This window comes from Citrobacter sp. CK180, assembly GCF_030333655.1.
Classification (GTDB): domain Bacteria; phylum Pseudomonadota; class Gammaproteobacteria; order Enterobacterales; family Enterobacteriaceae; genus Citrobacter_B; species Citrobacter_B koseri.
Genome location: NZ_JAOWFM010000052.1, coordinates 398,237 through 416,620 on the forward strand (window position 1 = coordinate 398,237; position 18,384 = coordinate 416,620).

Annotated in this window: 13 protein-coding genes; 10 read left to right on the top strand and 3 right to left on the bottom strand. The window is 56.5% G+C overall.

Annotated features, from left to right (window positions below; genetic code table 11):
* Nucleotides 1-40 precede the first annotated feature (40 nt).
* The 10 genes from OGV50_RS15525 (at nucleotide 41) to yegS (ending at nucleotide 14,779) form a co-directional block, all read left to right on the top strand.
* Nucleotides 41-1,288 (top strand): MdtA/MuxA family multidrug efflux RND transporter periplasmic adaptor subunit, encoded by a 1,248-nt coding sequence (locus tag OGV50_RS15525; RefSeq protein WP_275165871.1) that lies wholly within the window; start codon nucleotides 41-43, stop codon nucleotides 1,286-1,288.
* Nucleotides 1,288-4,410, top strand: coding sequence for a multidrug efflux RND transporter permease subunit MdtB (gene mdtB, locus OGV50_RS15530; protein ID WP_012131683.1), 3,123 nt, complete (start codon nucleotides 1,288-1,290; stop codon nucleotides 4,408-4,410). Before OGV50_RS15525 ends, mdtB begins: the two co-directional genes overlap by 1 nt.
* The gene (gene mdtC / locus OGV50_RS15535; protein WP_200090815.1) at nucleotides 4,411-7,497 is read left to right on the top strand and encodes a multidrug efflux RND transporter permease subunit MdtC; all 3,087 of its coding nucleotides are present in this window, start codon (nucleotides 4,411-4,413) and stop codon (nucleotides 7,495-7,497) included.
* Complete coding sequence (locus OGV50_RS15540) at nucleotides 7,494-8,909, top strand: MFS transporter (protein WP_286488616.1); 1,416 nt, start codon at nucleotides 7,494-7,496, stop codon at nucleotides 8,907-8,909. Before mdtC ends, OGV50_RS15540 begins: the two co-directional genes overlap by 4 nt.
* Nucleotides 8,906-10,309, top strand: coding sequence for an envelope stress sensor histidine kinase BaeS (baeS, locus tag OGV50_RS15545; RefSeq protein WP_047462573.1), 1,404 nt, complete (start codon nucleotides 8,906-8,908; stop codon nucleotides 10,307-10,309). Before OGV50_RS15540 ends, baeS begins: the two co-directional genes overlap by 4 nt.
* Nucleotides 10,306-11,028, top strand: coding sequence for an envelope stress response regulator BaeR (baeR, locus tag OGV50_RS15550; protein ID WP_200026692.1), 723 nt, complete (start codon nucleotides 10,306-10,308; stop codon nucleotides 11,026-11,028). The genes baeS and baeR overlap by 4 nt, the downstream gene beginning before the upstream one ends.
* Before the next feature lie 209 nt (nucleotides 11,029-11,237).
* On the top strand, nucleotides 11,238-12,599 hold the full coding sequence (gene trhP, locus OGV50_RS15555; protein ID WP_012131678.1) for a prephenate-dependent tRNA uridine(34) hydroxylase TrhP: 1,362 nt from the start codon (nucleotides 11,238-11,240) through the stop codon (nucleotides 12,597-12,599).
* Nucleotides 12,600-12,999: 400 nt separating this feature from the next.
* The gene (locus OGV50_RS15560; protein ID WP_012131677.1) at nucleotides 13,000-13,263 is read left to right on the top strand and encodes a type II toxin-antitoxin system RelE family toxin; all 264 of its coding nucleotides are present in this window, start codon (nucleotides 13,000-13,002) and stop codon (nucleotides 13,261-13,263) included.
* 95 nt (nucleotides 13,264-13,358) lie between these two features.
* Nucleotides 13,359-13,733: a helix-turn-helix domain-containing protein gene (locus OGV50_RS15565; protein ID WP_012131676.1), complete on the top strand. Its 375-nt coding sequence runs from the start codon at nucleotides 13,359-13,361 to the stop codon at nucleotides 13,731-13,733.
* Nucleotides 13,734-13,879: 146 nt separating this feature from the next.
* The gene (gene yegS, locus OGV50_RS15570) at nucleotides 13,880-14,779 is read left to right on the top strand and encodes a lipid kinase YegS (protein WP_200090817.1); all 900 of its coding nucleotides are present in this window, start codon (nucleotides 13,880-13,882) and stop codon (nucleotides 14,777-14,779) included.
* Between the two features lie 78 nt (nucleotides 14,780-14,857).
* Here yegS and OGV50_RS15575 read toward each other — a convergent pair whose 3' ends face one another.
* The 3 genes from OGV50_RS15575 to xylB form a co-directional block, all read right to left on the bottom strand.
* Nucleotides 14,858-15,520: an HAD family hydrolase gene (locus OGV50_RS15575; protein WP_114848204.1), complete on the bottom strand. Its 663-nt coding sequence runs from the start codon at nucleotides 15,518-15,520 to the stop codon at nucleotides 14,858-14,860.
* Between the two features lie 48 nt (nucleotides 15,521-15,568).
* Nucleotides 15,569-16,846, bottom strand: coding sequence for an RbtT/DalT/CsbX family MFS transporter (locus OGV50_RS15580; RefSeq protein WP_012131672.1), 1,278 nt, complete (start codon nucleotides 16,844-16,846; stop codon nucleotides 15,569-15,571).
* A 67-nt stretch (nucleotides 16,847-16,913) separates the two neighbouring features.
* Nucleotides 16,914-18,377 (bottom strand): xylulokinase, encoded by a 1,464-nt coding sequence (gene xylB / locus OGV50_RS15585; RefSeq protein WP_012131671.1) that lies wholly within the window; start codon nucleotides 18,375-18,377, stop codon nucleotides 16,914-16,916.
* Nucleotides 18,378-18,384: the final 7 nt, after the last annotated feature.

Consider the following 18,384-nt stretch of genomic DNA (forward strand, 5'->3'; position numbering starts at 1 on the left):
ATCATTCCGCGAAACGTTTCAGGATGAGAAACTTATAACGATGAAAGGCAGTAAAAAATCCCGCTGGGTGATAGCAATCGTGGTCGTTGTGACGGCCATTGCCGTGTACGGGTTCTGGCATAGTCGCAGCGAAACCCAGGGGAATGCGCCGGGCGCTAACGAACATGCGCAACGTCAGGCTGGCGCAGGACGTCGCGGCATGCGTTCTGGCCCGCTGGCGCCGGTTCAAGCGGCCACCGCAACGGAACAAGCCGTACCACGCTATCTGACCGGGCTGGGCACGATCGCTGCCGCCAATACCGTCACGGTACGCAGCCGCGTGGATGGTCAACTGATGGCGCTGCACTTCCAGGAAGGACAACAGGTCAAAGCGGGCGATCTGCTGGCGGAAATCGATCCCAGCCAGTTTAAAGTCGCCTTAGCGCAAGCGCAGGGGCAGCTCGCGAAAGACAAAGCCACGCTGGCGAATGCCCGTCGCGATTTAGCGCGCTATCAACAGCTGGTGAAAACCAACCTTGTCTCCCGCCAGGAGCTGGACGCGCAACAGGCGCTGGTCAGCGAAACAGAAGGCACCATTAAGGCCGATGAAGCCAGCGTCGCCAGCGCGCAGTTGCAGCTTGACTGGAGCCGCATCACCGCACCGGTAGAGGGTCGCGTGGGGTTAAAACAGGTGGATGTCGGTAATCAAATCTCCAGCGGCGATACCACAGGCATTGTCGTTATCACCCAGACACACCCAATCGATCTTATTTTTACCTTGCCGGAAAGCGATATCGCCACCGTCGTACAGGCGCAAAAAACGGGCAAAACATTGACCGTTGAAGCCTGGGATCGCACTAACTCACAGAAATTAAGCGATGGCGTACTGCTCAGCCTGGACAACCAAATCGACGCCACGACCGGCACCATCAAAATCAAAGCCCGTTTTAACAACCAGGATGACGCGCTGTTCCCTAACCAGTTTGTTAACGCCCGCATGCTGGTCGACACGCAGCAAAACGCGGTGGTGATACCGACAGCGGCCGTGCAAATGGGTAACGAAGGCCACTTTGTCTGGGTGCTAAATGATGAGAACAAAGTCAGCAAGCATCTGGTTAAACCGGGTATTCAGGACAGTCAGAACGTGGTAATCAGCGCCGGGCTGTCGGCAGGCGATCGCGTCGTGACGGACGGGATCGATCGTCTGACGGATGGGGCGAAAGTCGAAGTGGTGGAAGCGCAAGCGCCTGCGGCGAAAGAAGATAAAGCCACGAATCGGGAATACGGTAAGAAAGGAGTGCGCTCCTGATGCAGGTGTTACCTCCTAGCAGCACAGGCGGCCCGTCGCGCCTGTTTATTATGCGCCCTGTCGCGACCACGCTGCTGATGGTGGCGATTTTACTCGCCGGGATTATCGGTTACCGCTTCCTGCCCGTCGCCGCATTGCCGGAGGTGGACTACCCCACCATTCAGGTGGTAACGCTCTACCCCGGCGCCAGCCCGGATGTGATGACCTCCGCCGTCACCGCGCCGCTTGAACGCCAGTTCGGGCAAATGTCCGGCCTGAAACAGATGTCGTCACAAAGTTCCGGCGGCGCATCGGTTGTGACGTTGCAGTTCCAGCTGACTCTGCCGCTGGATGTCGCCGAGCAGGAAGTACAGGCCGCCATTAACGCGGCCACCAACCTGCTGCCGAGCGATCTGCCTAACCCGCCGGTATACAGCAAAGTTAACCCGGCAGATCCACCGATCATGACGCTGGCCGTCACCTCAACCGCCATGCCCATGACGCAGGTGGAAGATATGGTGGAAACCCGGGTGGCGCAGAAAATTTCCCAGGTTTCCGGCGTAGGGCTGGTCACGCTGTCCGGCGGCCAACGCCCGGCCGTGCGTGTGAAGCTGAATGCGCAGGCGATTGCCGCGCTGGGGCTTACCAGCGAAACGGTTCGCGCCGCCATCACCAGCGCTAACGTCAACTCGGCGAAAGGGAGCCTTGATGGCCCAACTCGCGCGGTCACGCTCTCTGCTAACGATCAGATGCAGTCTGTCGATGAGTATCGCCAGTTAATCATCGCCTGGCAGAACGGCGCGCCGGTACGTCTGGGCGATGTGGCAACGGTCGAACAAGGCGCGGAAAACAGCTGGCTCGGCGCGTGGGCCAATAAAGAACAGGCCATTGTGATGAATGTGCAGCGCCAGCCTGGCGCCAACATTATCTCCACGGCGGACAGCATTCGTCAGATGCTGCCGCAGCTTACGGAAAGTCTGCCGAAATCGGTCAATGTCACCGTGCTGTCGGATCGCACCACCAACATTCGCGCTTCCGTTACCGACACCCAGTTCGAGCTGATGCTGGCGATTGCGCTGGTGGTGATGATCATCTACCTGTTCCTGCGTAATGTCCCCGCCACAATCATTCCGGGCGTCGCCGTGCCGTTATCGCTGATCGGCACTTTTGCGGTAATGGTCTTTCTCGATTTCTCGATCAATAACCTGACGCTAATGGCGCTGACCATCGCCACCGGCTTCGTCGTGGACGACGCGATTGTGGTGATTGAGAACATTTCGCGTTACATCGAGAAAGGGGAAAAACCGCTGGCGGCGGCGCTCAAAGGCGCTGGCGAAATCGGCTTTACCATTATTTCATTAACCTTCTCGCTGATTGCGGTACTGATCCCGCTGTTATTCATGGGCGATATCGTCGGGCGTTTGTTCCGCGAATTTGCGGTCACGCTGGCGGTAGCGATCCTGATCTCCGCCGTCGTGTCGCTGACCCTGACGCCCATGATGTGCGCCCGGATGCTCAGCCAGGCGTCGCTGCGCAAGCAAAACCGCTTCTCCCGCGCGGCGGAAAAAATGTTTGATCGCGTCATTGAGAAATACGGTCAGTGGCTGGCAAAAGTGCTCAACCATCCGTGGCTGACGCTGAGCGTGGCGCTTGGCACCCTGCTTCTCAGCATCATGCTGTGGGTCTTTATCCCGAAAGGGTTCTTCCCGGTGCAGGATAACGGCATTATTCAAGGCACATTGCAGGCTCCACAATCCAGCTCGTTCGCCAGTATGGCCCAGCGCCAGCGCCAGGTGTCTGATGTGATTTTAAAAGACCCGGCGGTAGAAAGCCTGACCGCCTTTGTCGGCGTTGATGGTACCAACCCGGCGCTGAACAGCGCGCGTCTGCAAATTAACCTTAAGCCGCTGAATGAACGTGACGATCGGGTGCAGAAAGTCATCGCCCGCCTGCAACACGCCGTGGCGAAAGTGCCCGGTGTCGATCTCTACCTCCAGCCAACGCAGGATCTCACCATTGATACTCAGGTGAGCCGCACGCAGTACCAGTTTACGCTACAGGCCACCTCACTGGATGCGCTCAGCACCTGGGTGCCGCAGCTGATGGAAAAACTCCAGCAGCTTCCGCAGCTTTCTGACGTCAGCAGCGACTGGCAGGACAAAGGTCTGGTGGCGTATGTGAACGTTGACCGCGACAGCGCCAGCCGTCTTGGCATCAGCATGGCGGATGTCGATAACGCCCTGTATAACGCCTTTGGCCAGCGCCTGATTTCGACCATCTACACCCAGGCGAATCAATATCGCGTCGTGCTGGAACATAACACCGACACCACGCCGGGGCTGGCGGCAATGGACACCATCCGTCTGACCAGCAGCGACGGCGGGATTGTGCCGCTTAGCGCTATCGCCAAAATCGAGCAGCGTTTCGCGCCGCTTTCCATTAATCACCTGGATCAGTTCCCGGTAACGACCTTCTCGTTTAACGTGCCGGATAATTATTCGCTCGGCGATGCGGTACAGGCCATTCTGGACACGGAGAAAACGGTCAACCTGCCAGTCGATATCACCACCCAGTTCCAGGGCAGCACGCTGGCCTTCCAGGCCGCGCTCGGCAGCACCGTCTGGCTGATCGTGGCGGCAGTGGTGGCGATGTATATCGTGCTTGGCGTGCTGTACGAAAGCTTTATCCACCCAATCACGATCCTCTCCACCCTGCCGACGGCAGGCGTCGGGGCGCTGCTGGCGCTCATGATTGCCGGTAGTGAACTGGACGTGATTGCCATCATCGGGATCATTTTGTTGATCGGTATTGTGAAGAAGAACGCCATCATGATGATCGACTTCGCCCTGGCCGCCGAGCGCGAGCAGGGAATGGCGCCGCGTGATGCGATTTTCCAGGCCTGTCTGCTGCGTTTTCGCCCGATTCTGATGACCACGCTGGCGGCACTGTTAGGCGCGCTGCCATTGATGTTAAGTACCGGCACAGGCGCGGAATTACGCCGCCCGTTAGGGATTGGCATGGTAGGCGGCCTGCTGGTCAGCCAGGTCTTAACCCTGTTCACCACGCCCGTCATCTATCTGCTGTTTGACCGCCTGTCGCTGTATGTGAAAAGCCGCTTCCCCCGCCAGGAAGAGGAGGCGTAAATGAAATTTTTCGCCCTTTTCATTTACCGCCCGGTGGCGACCATTTTAATCTCCATCGCCATTACGCTCTGCGGCGTGCTGGGTTTCCGGTTATTGCCGGTCGCCCCGCTGCCGCAGGTGGATTTTCCGGTCATTATGGTGAGCGCATCGCTTCCGGGTGCTTCGCCGGAAACCATGGCGTCGTCGGTCGCCACGCCGCTGGAGCGTTCGCTCGGACGCATCGCGGGGGTCAGTGAGATGACCTCCAGCAGCTCGCTGGGCAGCACGCGAATTATTCTTCAGTTTAACTTTGACCGTGATATCAACGGCGCGGCGCGTGACGTGCAGGCGGCAATTAATGCCGCACAGAGTCTGCTGCCCAGCGGGATGCCCAGCCGCCCGACCTACCGTAAAGCCAACCCGTCCGACGCGCCGATTATGATTCTGACGCTCACATCGGACACCTGGTCGCAGGGAGAGTTGTATGACTTCGCCTCAACGCAGCTGGCGCAGACAATCGCGCAAATTGACGGCGTCGGCGATGTGGATGTCGGCGGCAGTTCGCTGCCCGCCGTGCGCGTGGGGCTTAACCCGCAGGCGTTGTTTAATCAGGGCGTATCGCTGGATGACGTGCGCAGCGCCATCAGCAATGCCAACGTGCGTAAGCCGCAGGGCGCGATCGACGACAAGACTCATCGCTGGCAGGTTCAGACAAATGATGAACTGAAAACGGCGACGGAATACCAGCCGTTGATTATCCACTACAATAACGGCGCCGCCGTGCGTCTGGGCGATGTCGCCACGGTAACTGACTCGGTGCAGGATGTGCGTAACGCCGGGATGACCAACGCCAAACCGGCGATTTTGCTGATGATTCGCAAGCTGCCGGAAGCCAATATCATCCAGACAGTAGACAGCATTCGCGAGAAGCTCCCGGAATTACAAACGCTGATTCCCGCCTCAATTGACCTGCAAATCGCTCAGGATCGTTCCCCGACGATTCGCGCCTCGCTGGAGGAAGTGGAGCAGACGCTGGTTATTTCCGTCGCGCTGGTCATTCTGGTGGTCTTTTTATTCCTGCGCTCCGGGCGCGCAACGTTGATTCCTGCCGTTGCGGTTCCTGTGTCGCTGATTGGCACCTTCGCCGCAATGTACCTGTGCGGTTTTAGCCTGAACAACCTGTCGCTGATGGCGCTGACTATCGCCACCGGTTTTGTCGTCGATGACGCCATTGTGGTGCTGGAAAATATCTCCCGCCATCTTGAAGCCGGCATGAAGCCCTTGCAGGCGGCGCTTCAGGGAACGCGCGAAGTTGGCTTTACGGTGCTCTCCATGAGCCTCTCCCTGGTGGCGGTATTCCTGCCGCTCTTGCTGATGGGGGGATTGCCCGGAAGATTATTACGCGAGTTTGCCGTCACCCTTTCGGTGGCGATCGGCATCTCGCTGCTCGTCTCGCTCACGCTAACCCCCATGATGTGCGGCTGGATGCTGAAGTCCAGCAAGCCTCGCGAGCAGACGCGAAGCCGCGGCTTTGGCCGTCTGCTGACTGGCCTGCAACAGGGGTACGGCACATCGCTGAAATGGGTGCTAAACCATACGCGGCTGGTGGGCGTCGTCTTGTTGGGCACCATTGCGCTGAATATCTGGCTCTATATTTCCATCCCCAAAACCTTCTTCCCCGAACAGGATACGGGCGTACTGATGGGCGGCATTCAGGCTGACCAGAGTATTTCGTTTCAGGCGATGCGCGGCAAACTTCAGGACTTTATGAAGATCATTCGCGACGATCCGGCGGTCGACAACGTGACCGGGTTCACCGGCGGTTCACGGGTCAACAGCGGGATGATGTTTATTACGCTGAAATCACGCGGCGAGCGCCATGAAACGGCGCAGCAGGTTATCGACCGGCTGCGGGTTGCGCTGGCAAAAGAGCCGGGCGCAAACCTGTTTCTGATGGCGGTACAGGATATCCGCGTCGGCGGGCGGCAGGCTAACGCCAGCTACCAGTATGCCCTGCTGTCTGATGATTTAAGCGCGCTGCGGGAATGGGAGCCGAAAATCCGTAAAGCGCTGGCGGCGCTCCCCCAACTGGCGGACGTTAACTCCGACCAGCAAGATAACGGCGCGGAGATGAACCTGATTTACGACCGCGAAACCATGTCCCGGCTGGGGATCGACGTGCAGGCCGCCAACAGTCTGCTGAATAATGCCTTCGGTCAACGGCAAATTTCCACCATCTATCAGCCGATGAACCAGTATAAGGTTGTGATGGAGGTTGACTCACGCTATACCCAGGACATCAGCGCGCTGGAGAAGATGTTCGTCATTAACAGCGACGGGAAGGCGATTCCGCTCTCTTATTTTGCAAAATGGCAGCCCGCCAATGCGCCGCTGTCAGTGAATCACCAGGGGTTGTCCGCCGCCTCGACTATCGCGTTTAACCTGACTACGGGCACGTCGCTGTCCGAAGCGACGGAAGCCATCAACCGGGCGATGACACAGCTTGGCGTACCGTCAACGGTGCGCGGCAGTTTCGCCGGAACGGCACAGGTTTTCCAGGAGACGATGAATTCGCAGGTGATTCTGATCCTGGCGGCGATCGCGACGGTCTATATTGTGTTGGGGATATTGTATGAAAGTTATGTTCATCCGCTGACCATCCTCTCTACCCTCCCCTCCGCAGGCGTGGGGGCGCTACTGGCGCTGGAGCTGTTCAATGCCCCGTTCAGCCTAATCGCGCTCATCGGGATCATGCTATTAATTGGCATTGTGAAGAAAAACGCCATCATGATGGTCGATTTTGCGCTTGAGGCGCAGAGAAACGGCAACCTGACGCCGGAACAGGCGATTTTCCAGGCCTGCCTGCTGCGTTTTCGCCCAATCATGATGACCACGCTGGCGGCGCTGTTTGGCGCGCTGCCGCTGGTTATCTCCGGGGGCGATGGTTCAGAGTTACGTCAACCATTAGGGATTACGATCGTGGGCGGACTGGTGATGAGCCAGCTGCTGACGCTCTATACCACCCCGGTGGTCTATCTCTTTTTCGACCGTCTGCGGCTGCGTTTTTCACGTAATAATAGCCAACCGGAACCCATAACAGAGCCATGACAGAACTTCCTGACAGCACACGCTGGCAACTCTGGATTGTGGCATTCGGCTTTTTTATGCAATCGCTGGATACCACAATCGTCAACACCGCGCTTCCCTCTATGGCGCTCAGTCTGGGGGAAAGCCCGCTGCATATGCACATGGTCGTGGTTTCCTATGTACTGACCGTGGCGGTAATGCTGCCTGCCAGCGGCTGGCTGGCAGATAAAGTCGGCGTGCGTAATATCTTCTTTACCGCCATTGTGCTGTTTACGTTGGGATCGCTATTTTGCGCCTGGTCCAGCACGCTGAATGAACTGGTGCTGGCGCGGGTTTTACAGGGCGTGGGCGGCGCCATGATGGTGCCGGTCGGCAGACTGACGGTCATGAAGATCGTTCCGCGCGAACAATATATGGCGGCAATGACCTTCGTCACTCTGCCCGGTCAGGTCGGGCCGCTGCTCGGCCCGGCGCTGGGCGGTATTCTGGTCGAGTACGCCTCCTGGCACTGGATTTTCCTGATTAACATTCCGGTCGGCATTGTCGGGGCGATTGCGACGCTCATGCTGATGCCGAACTACACCATGCAAACCCGGCGCTTCGATCTTTCAGGGTTCCTCCTGCTGGCCGTCGGCATGGCGGTACTGACGCTGGCGCTGGACGGCAGCAAAGGCACGGGGCTCTCGCCTCTCTCACTGGGCGCACTGGTGTTGTGCGGCATCCTGGCGATTGTGCTCTACCTGAAACACGCCAAAAACAATCCGCGCGCGCTATTTAGTCTGGCGCTGTTTCGCACCCACACCTTCTCGCTGGGCCTGTCTGGTAGCTTCGCCGGGCGCGTCGGGAGCGGCATGCTGCCCTTCATGACGCCGGTCTTTTTGCAGATTGGTCTGGGGTTTTCGCCGTTTCATGCCGGGTTGATGATGATCCCGATGGTACTCGGCAGCATGGGAATGAAGCGTATCGTCGTACAGGTGGTAAACCGCTTTGGCTATCGTCGCGTACTGGTCGCCACCACCCTCGGTCTGTCGCTGGTCAACCTGCTGTTTATGAGCGTCGCGATGCTTGGCTGGTATTACGCCCTGCCCTTTGTGCTGTTCCTGCAAGGCATGGTCAACTCCACCCGTTTTTCATCCATGAACACCTTAACGCTCAAAGATCTGCCCGATGAACTCGCCAGCAGCGGCAACAGCTTGCTGTCCATGATCATGCAGTTGTCGATGAGTATTGGCGTGACCATCGCCGGGCTGCTGCTGGGCATGTTTGGTCAACAACATATCGCGGCCGACAGCGGCGCGAGCCACACGGTGTTTATGTATACCTGGCTGTGCATGGCCCTGATTATCGCGCTGCCCGTACTCATCTTCGCCCGGGTGCCGAACGACACGCATAAAAACGCCGTCATTTCACGACGAAAAAGGAGCACGCAATGAAGTTCTGGCGGCCCGGTATTACCGGCAAATTGTTTCTGGCGATTTTCGCCACCTGCATTGTCTTGCTGATCAGCATGCACTGGGCCGTACGCATCAGCTTTGAGCGTGGGTTTATCGACTACATCAAACATGGCAACGAACAGCGGTTGCAGATGCTCGGCGACGCGCTGGGCGAGCAGTACTCGCTGCACGGCAACTGGCGTTTTTTACGCAATAACGATCGCTTCGTTTTCCAGATCCTGCGCTCTTTTGAGCATGACAACGACGATAACAAACCCGGCCCCGGGATGCCGCCGCATGGCTGGCGAACCCAATTTTGGGTCGTCGATCAACACGCCAATGTGCTGGTCGGCCCGCGAGCGCCAGTCCCGCGTGACGGCACCCGCCGGGCTATTCACGTAAACGGTGTGGAGGTTGGCGCGGTGATTGCCTCTCCCGTTGAGCGACTGACGCGCAATACCGATATTAATTTTGATAAGCAACAGCGCCGTACCAGCTGGCTGATCGTGGCGTTGTCGACTCTGCTGGCGGCGCTGGCGACGTTTCCGCTGGCGCGCGGGTTGCTGGCGCCCGTTAAGCGGCTGGTGGAAGGCACGCACAAACTGGCCGCAGGCGACTTCACGACGCGCGTAACGCCGACCAGCGCGGATGAACTGGGTAAACTGGCGCAGGATTTTAACCAGCTCGCCAGCACGCTGGAAAAAAATCAGCAAATGCGCCGCGATTTTATGGCGGATATCTCCCACGAACTGCGCACGCCGCTGGCGGTATTGCGCGGTGAGCTGGAGGCTATCCAGGACGGAGTCCGCCAGTTTACGCCCGAATCAGTGGCCTCGCTCCAGGCTGAAGTCGGCACGCTCACCAAGCTGGTTGACGATCTGCATCAGCTTTCTATGTCCGATGAAGGCGCGCTGGCGTACCAGAAAACATCGGTGGACCTGATTCCCCTGCTGGAGGTGGCGGGCGGCGCGTTTCGCGAGCGCTTCGCCAGCCGTGGGCTGACGTTACACTTTTCCCTTCCTGACAGCGTGATGGTATTCGGCGATCCGGATCGTCTGATGCAGTTATTCAATAATCTGCTGGAAAATAGTCTGCGCTACACCGACAGCGGCGGCAGCCTGCACATTTCCGCCGAGCAGCGCGACAACATGCTGCTGTTAACGTTCGCCGATTCCGCGCCCGGCGTTCGCGATGAGCAGTTACAAAAACTGTTTGAACGTTTCTACCGCACGGAAGGCTCCCGCAACCGCGCCAGCGGCGGGTCCGGTCTGGGACTGGCGATTTGCGACAATATCGTACAAGCGCATAATGGTCGTATTCGGGCGTCCCATTCGCCTTTTGGCGGGCTTAGCATTACAGTAGAGTTACCGCTGGAACGCGATTTACAGAGGGATGTATGACTGAGTTACCCATTGATGAAAACACGCCACGTATTTTAATCGTGGAAGATGAACCCAAGCTGGGACAACTGCTGATCGACTATCTGCGCGCCGCAAGCTATGCCCCCTCGCTAATCAGTCATGGCGATCAGGTATTGCAGTATGTGCATCAAACGCCGCCAGACCTGATCCTGCTGGACTTAATGTTGCCAGGTACGGACGGCCTGACGCTGTGCCGGGAAATTCGCCGTTTTTCTGACGTGCCCATCGTGATGGTCACGGCAAAGATTGAAGAGATCGACCGCCTGCTTGGGCTGGAGATTGGCGCCGATGATTACATCTGCAAACCTTACAGCCCCCGTGAGGTGGTCGCCCGCGTGAAAACGATTTTGCGCCGCTGCAAGCCGCAGCGTGAGCTGCAACAGCTGGACGCGCAAAGCCCGCTGATTGTCGATGAAGGCCGTTTTCAGGCATCCTGGCGCGGCAAGATGCTCGACCTGACCCCCGCAGAGTTTCGCCTGTTGAAAACGCTGTCTCACGAGCCGGGGAAAGTTTTCTCCCGCGAGCAACTGCTTAATCATCTCTACGATGATTATCGCGTGGTGACGGACCGCACCATTGACAGCCACATCAAAAACCTGCGCCGCAAGCTGGAATCACTGGATGCCGAACAGTCGTTCATCCGTGCGGTATACGGCGTCGGGTATCGCTGGGAAGCGGATACCTGCCGGATTGCATAAGTCACGCCTGCAATAGCCGGATGACGCTCCGCTGATCCGGCCGACAAATAAGAGTGTTGTCGGCCAGAGAAGGCGCTACGCCGCCATCCGGCGTTTTTCTTTACCTGCCTCCCCCACAGCGCTACAATGCCCGCCCTTAACGTAGGGGCACTCCCCTAACCGCCTCATTCAGTGAAGCGGATCTGACCTGTCATCAGAACGAGAAAATTATGTTTAAACCGGAACTCCTTTCCCCGGCGGGAACGCTGAAAAATATGCGTTACGCTTTCGCTTATGGCGCAGATGCCGTGTATGCGGGCCAACCGCGTTACTCCCTGCGCGTGCGCAACAACGAATTTAACCACGAGAATTTGCAGCTCGGCATTAACGAAGCCCACGCGCTTGGCAAAAAATTCTATGTGGTCGTGAACATTGCGCCGCATAACGCGAAACTGAAAACCTTTATTCGCGATCTTAAACCGGTTGTGGAAATGGGGCCGGATGCGCTGATCATGTCCGATCCCGGGCTTATCATGCTGGTACGTGAAAACTTCCCGGAGATGCCGATTCACCTTTCGGTGCAGGCCAACGCCGTAAACTGGGCAACGGTGAAATTCTGGAACCAGATGGGGCTGACCCGCGTTATTCTTTCCCGCGAACTGTCACTGGAAGAGATTGAAGAGATTCGTCAACAGGTGCCGGAAATGGAGATCGAAATCTTCGTACACGGCGCGCTGTGCATGGCCTACTCCGGTCGTTGCCTGCTCTCTGGCTACATCAACAAGCGCGATCCGAACCAGGGAACCTGCACCAACGCCTGCCGTTGGGAATATAACGTGCAGGAAGGGAAAGAAGACGTCGTGGGCAACATCGTCCATAAATACGAACCGATTCCGGTACAGAACGTCGAGCCGACGCTGGGTATCGGCGCACCGACCGACAAAGTGTTTATGATCGAAGAAGCTCAGCGTCCGGGCGAATACATGACCGCGTTCGAAGATGAACACGGCACCTACATCATGAACTCGAAAGATCTGCGCGCCATTGCTCACGTTGAACGCCTGACCAAAATGGGCGTGCACTCACTGAAAATCGAAGGCCGTACCAAATCCTTCTACTACTGTGCGCGTACCGCTCAGGTTTATCGCAAAGCGATCGACGATGCCGCTGCGGGCAAGCCGTTTGATCCGCAACTGCTGGAAACGCTGGAAGGCCTGGCGCATCGCGGTTACACCGAAGGCTTTCTGCGCCGCCACACGCATGATGACTACCAGAATTACGAGTACGGTTACTCTGTTTCTGAACGTCAGCAGTTCGTGGGTGAGTTCACCGGCGAGCGTAAAGGCGCCCTTGCCGCCGTTGCCGTGAAGAACAAATTCTCCATCGGCGACAGCCTGGAGCTGATGACGCCGCAGGGGAACGTCAACTTCACTCTGGAACATATGGAAAACGCCAAAGGTGAAGCAATGCCGGTGGCGCCTGGCGATGGCTACACCGTCTGGATGCCGGTGCCGCAGGATATGGATCTGAATTATGCGTTGTTAATGCGTAATTTTTCCGGCGAATCCACACGGAACCCACACGCTAAGTAGTTAATCCACGTTATTTTTTCATTATGGGAAGATTCTTAGAAATCGATCACATACCGCCTCGTTCATTACGGGTATTATCCGAGGCGCTGAAAAACATAACCCATAAATGCTAGCTGTACCAGGAACCACCTCCTTAGCCTGCGTAATCTCCCTTACGCAGGCTTATTTTTTATCTCATCGTTGCACACTGGAAAAGAGCCATTCCCTCCAGCATCCACATCTTAGTTGTTCCATTCTCGTTTCACATCCATGTGTTTTTGGCGACACACGCCTTGTTCACTCTGCGCCGTCCCCCTATAAAAATAGAGGTCAAATTTGACAATATAGGGTTAAAACCCTATATTTAAGGCCTGCCATGTAGGGTGTGCTCTTTAACAATTTGTTTTACAGGGGATGTTTTATGACCCAGATACTCTGGACGGGTAGAGCCGTTAAGGATCTGCGAAAGCTACCTGCTGATGATCAAAAAGCGGTACGTGAGAAAGTAAACGCCATGCAGTTATACCCAGACATTAGCTCTCTGGATATCAAAAAACTCACGGATCAAGACGGGCAGTACAGATTAAGGGTGAAAAGCTATCGAGTTCTCTTCGTATTTGTAAACGGAGAACCGCTGATCGTTGAAATTCAGCGCATATTACGCCGTAGCTCATCAACCTACTGACAGACGGCGGGGAAACCCGCCCGTTTCCCTCTGTAAACAATTTGTTAATTAACCGACAACAACTATTAGCATGTAAATGTAAAAAAGGTAATCTTATGGCCGCTATCCAATTTATTACAGACAGTCGAGGCCGCAGAGTCTCTGCTGTTGTGCCAATTGACCTCTTCGAAAAGTTAGTTAGCGACAGAGATCTTGATGAACTGTATGACACTGTACAAGACGAATCAGGCGCATCTGATAATGTTCGTTACCCCAACGAAGTGATCAGCATTCTTTCTGAGCGAAATTGCACCATGCAAGCGGCATGGCGCATTTACAGAGGGATGACGCAAAAACAGGTTGCGGAAGCCCTGGGCATCAAACAGGCGACTGTCTCAGAGTTTGAGAAGTCAGAACGCCCACGTAAAGATAACATCGAAAGATTAGCAAAACTGTATAACTGCGCTCCCGAGCAACTCATCCTCGAATAGCCAAAAAAGCCCCGAAAACCGGGGCTTTTTTGGCTGAGTCTTTATCCTTTCCTTTACGCTCCTGATTCATTTTCAGCCTGTTCTGACCTTTCCGCGCCTTTTCTGCTATACACTTTCAACAGGTTAACGACAGAGGCAAACAAAGGATGGCTACGTTTCCCGCCAGCTTACTGATTTTAAATGGCAAAGGCGCTGATAATCAGCCCCTGCGCGACGCGATAGGGCTACTTCGCGATGAGGGCGTGGAGATTCACGTCCGGGTCACCTGGGAAAAAGGCGATGCCCAGCGTTATGTTAATGAAGCCCGACAGCTTGGCGTTGAGACAGTTATTGCGGGCGGCGGCGACGGCACCATCAATGAAGTTTCCGCCGCGCTGATTCAGTGTCAGGGCGGCAACGTTCCCGCGCTTGGCATTTTGCCTCTGGGCACGGCCAATGACTTCGCCACCAGCGCCGGCATCCCGGAAGCGCTGGATAAAGCCTTAAAACTGGCGATTGCCGGTAACGCGGTTGCGATCGATATCGCTCAGGTCAACGATAAAACCTGCTTTATCAATATGGCGACAGGGGGGTTCGGGACGCGCATCACCACCGAAACGCCGGAAAAACTCAAGGCCGCGCTGGGCGGCGTCTCTTACTTTATTCATGGGCTGATGCGCATGGACACCCTCAAGCCCGATCGCTGTGAGATTCGCGGCGAGAATTTTCACTGGCAGGGCGATGCGCTGGTGATTGGCATTGGTAATGGTCGTCAGGCCGGTGGCGGACAACAGCTCTGCCCTGGCGCACTCATTAATGACGGGCTGCTGCAACTGCGGATCTTCACCGGTGAGGAGCTGCTTCCGGCGCTGTTTTCTACATTGACGCAGCCGGAAGAGAACCCCAACATTGTCGATGGTGCATCCGCCTGGTTTGATATTCAGGCTCCGCATGAGATCACTTTTAACCTTGATGGCGAGCCGCTCAGTGGTCAGGAATTTCATATTGAAATACTTCCCAACGCGCTGCATTGCCGTTTGCCGCCAGACTGCCCGTTACTGCGCTAATAAAAAAAGAAAGTAAGCGCAGAGAGGGATAATCAGACCGGCGACATCCCGGAACCTCTGCGCTCACAAACGGGTCATTTACCCTGCGGCCCGAACCGGCGGGGCCAGCGTCTCCAGGAGTTGCGGCATTGACGTGTAGCGCCCGATGGCCTCGCTAAAGCAGGGGTGCTGGCAGCCGTCAGACACCACGATGGTATCAATTCCGGCGGCCTGCGCGGCGCGAAAACCGCTCAGGCTGTCTTCAATCACCAGACACTCTGCGGCGGGCAGGCTCAGCTTTTTCAGCGCGGAGAGATACACCGCCGGGTGCGGTTTGCCGTAGCGTTCATCGTCGGCGCTGCAAATGACGTCAAAATGCCCCCGGAGATTAAGTTTAGAGAGAACAGCCTCAATAACCTGATGGGATGATGACGTAGCCAGCGCAATCCGATACCCCCCGTGGCGAAAATGATGCAATACCGCGTAGACGCCGTCCATCGCTTCGCCTTCCGTTGCAATAAGTCCGGTAATGCGTTTGCGAATGGCCGACTCCAGCACCCCGGGGTCTGTCTGCAACGGGCAGTATTCGCACCAGACGCGGGCAATCTCATCCAGTCGCTTCCCTTTGGTTAACGTTTCACACTCCTCGTCATTAACCGTCACTCCCCAGCCTGCCAGCGCGTCTTTTTGCGCCTGACGCCACAGCCCTTCGGAGTCAATGATGACGCCATCCATGTCGAAAATTACCGCTTTACTCTTCATCATTTGCCGCCTTAAAAAGACCCGGCAGCGCAGCCGGGCCCGACATCATTAAGAAATACCGACCGTTTCGCCTTCACATGCCTCCTGACGCGTGAATCCGGGTTGTTCAACACGAATAAACGGACACAGAATAAACGCCACAATATAGAGCAACGTATACGCAATCACGACGCCAATGGTGCTGAAGTGCGGTAACAACACCACGGCGATCGCCGGGGCGAGGAAGTTGGAAAGCCCAGCCGACAGGTTGTAGACCGAAATCGCGGCCCCTTTGTGTTTTGGCTCAAGCGCAGGAAAGACGGCGGCCATCGGCACAAACGCGGCAACGAAGATCCCCAGCGCGATTGCCGGAACCAGCGCCATCGCGAAGTTATGGCCAAAGTGCTGCGGAATGTAATAAAACGCGAGGCTGGAGAGCGCCATCCCGATACAGCCAAACCAGCGTACAACCTTCATCCAGCCCATTTTCTCTGCCAGTACGCCCCAAAAGACGTTGGAGAAGATGGTTGTGAAGAAGAACGCCGCCCATACCTGTAGCCATTCAGAGGTGGTGAAGCCCAGTTCATCCACAAACATCATCGGCATGACCACCGCAAAACCGAACAGCGATAACGTATTGATAATACGCACGATGCTGGACAACATAATGCTACGGTTGGTGTAAAGCAGCGTGACCGCACGCCCCAGTTCGCTGAACTTTTCACGGGTGGTGAGGTTTTGCATATGGCGCGGCGTTTCAATTTTACGCAGCGAAACCAGCGCGATAACACCGCCGGTCAGACAGAACGCCAGCGCCAGCCACAGGGTGCCCATTTCGCCAATATGCGGAATGGTAAAACTCGGGATATAACTGCCGAAAACGCCAATCCCAATAGAGTAGACCGCCCAGAACCAGCCCAGCGCGGCGCTGGTGCTGTCGCTGCGGACGTTATGCACAATGGCGACGATAAACGCATAAAGGAACAGCGGATACGCCAGACCGCGAATACCGTAAAACAGCAGAATTAAGGCGTAGTTGGACTGACCCAGCCCAAAAACGAGGAACAATACGTGGAATACGCACCACAGCACAAAGCCGATCATCATGGTTTTTTGCGGCGTGATGATCTCCGCCACTACGCCGGATACCCAGGCCGACAGCGCCGCCGCCAGACCATATAGCGTAAAGGCGAAGGAGGCTTCCGCCGGGGTAAAGCCCAGCGCTTTGATGTAGTGCGACAAAAATGCCAGCTCGAAACCATCACCAGTCATGAATACGGCGATGGCGATATACCCCCAGACCAGACTTAAGGGTAATCCCAGCCATTGTTTGTTAGTTAACGACATATTGACCTCGTTTTAGGGTGCAGGGAGCCACTCCGGTACATTCACCGGAGGGCTTTTGTTATAGAAATTATTGATTTCGATAGTTCAGGTCGTTTCGGTACAGTGCGTTAAACTGCTGATAACGCTGCATCAGCGCCGTGTGGCGAACCGGATCGCCATACCAGGTTTTGTAGACTTCCGGTTTTTCGCAAACGGACGCCAACGGTTTACCTGCCGCAAGGCACGCCAGTCGCGCCGCGCCCAGCGCGCCGCCGGTTTCTCCGCCTTTGTGCGTCACCACGGGCATATCCAGAATATCTGCCAGCAGTTGCGCCCAGAACGGACTTCGGGCGCCGCCGCCCACCAGCGAACATTGTTCGATATTTGTACCGCTCTCCTGCAAAACACGGAGCCCGTCAGCGATGCCGAAACTGACGCCTTCCAGCACCGCATAACCCATCAGCGCGCGCTGGCTGGAGTGCGTCAGCCCCCAGAACATGCCCCGGGCGTCAGGATCGTTATGCGGCGTGCGTTCGCCGGAAAGGTACGGCAGGAACATCGGCGCGCTGGCTTTTTCCGCATCGCTTAACTGCGCGATTTCTTCCAGCAGTTCCGTTTCCGTTGTCCCTACCAGGCGGCAGAACCATTGCAGACAGCTGGCGGCGCTGAGCATTACGCTCATCTGGTGCCACAAATTCGGCAGGACGTGGCAAAAAGCATGTACTGCGGATTGCGGCGCGGGACGGTACGCGTCCGTCACCACAAACAGCACGCCGGACGTCCCCAGTGAAATAAACGCATCGCCGGGCGATACCGCGCCAACGCCAATAGCGCTGACCGCGTTGTCTCCACCGCCCCCGGCGACCACCACCGAAGGGGTTAACCCCCAGCGTTGCGCGACGACGGGATCGAGCGTGGCAGAAATATCGCAGCCTTCCACCAGCTCCGGCATATTGGCCCGCGTCAGCCCGCATTTCTCCAGCAGCGCATCCGACCAGTCGCGCTTCTCGACGTCAAGCCACAGCGTCCCTGCTGAATCGGACATGTCGGAGACTTTTTTACCCGTCATTTTGAAACGCAGATAATCCTTCGGCAGCAGCACCGTTTCGATGCGGGCAAAATTCTGCGGTTCATGGCGACGCACCCACAGCAATTTCGGCGCGGTAAACCCCGGCATCGCCAGATTACCGGCAACCTGATGCAGCTCTGGGGCAATTTCTTCCAGCTCCGCACACTCCTGGGCGCTACGGGTGTCATTCCACAAAATCGCCGGGCGGATCGTATTCCCGGCGGCATCAAGCAGTACCGCGCCATGCATCTGACCGGAAAGACCGATCGCCTTAATCGCCTGCCAGTGATGACCACATTTCTCCCGCAGGGTGGACATCAGATACTCCGTCGCGTCCCACCAGGCTTCCGGTGATTGCTCTGACCAGTGTTGATGGGGCCGCTGAATCGTCAGCGGCGCGCTATGGGTGGCGACAATGTCATTGTTTTCATCAATGACCAGCGCCTTCACTTCAGATGTGCCGAGATCGATACCCAGATACATAGCCACC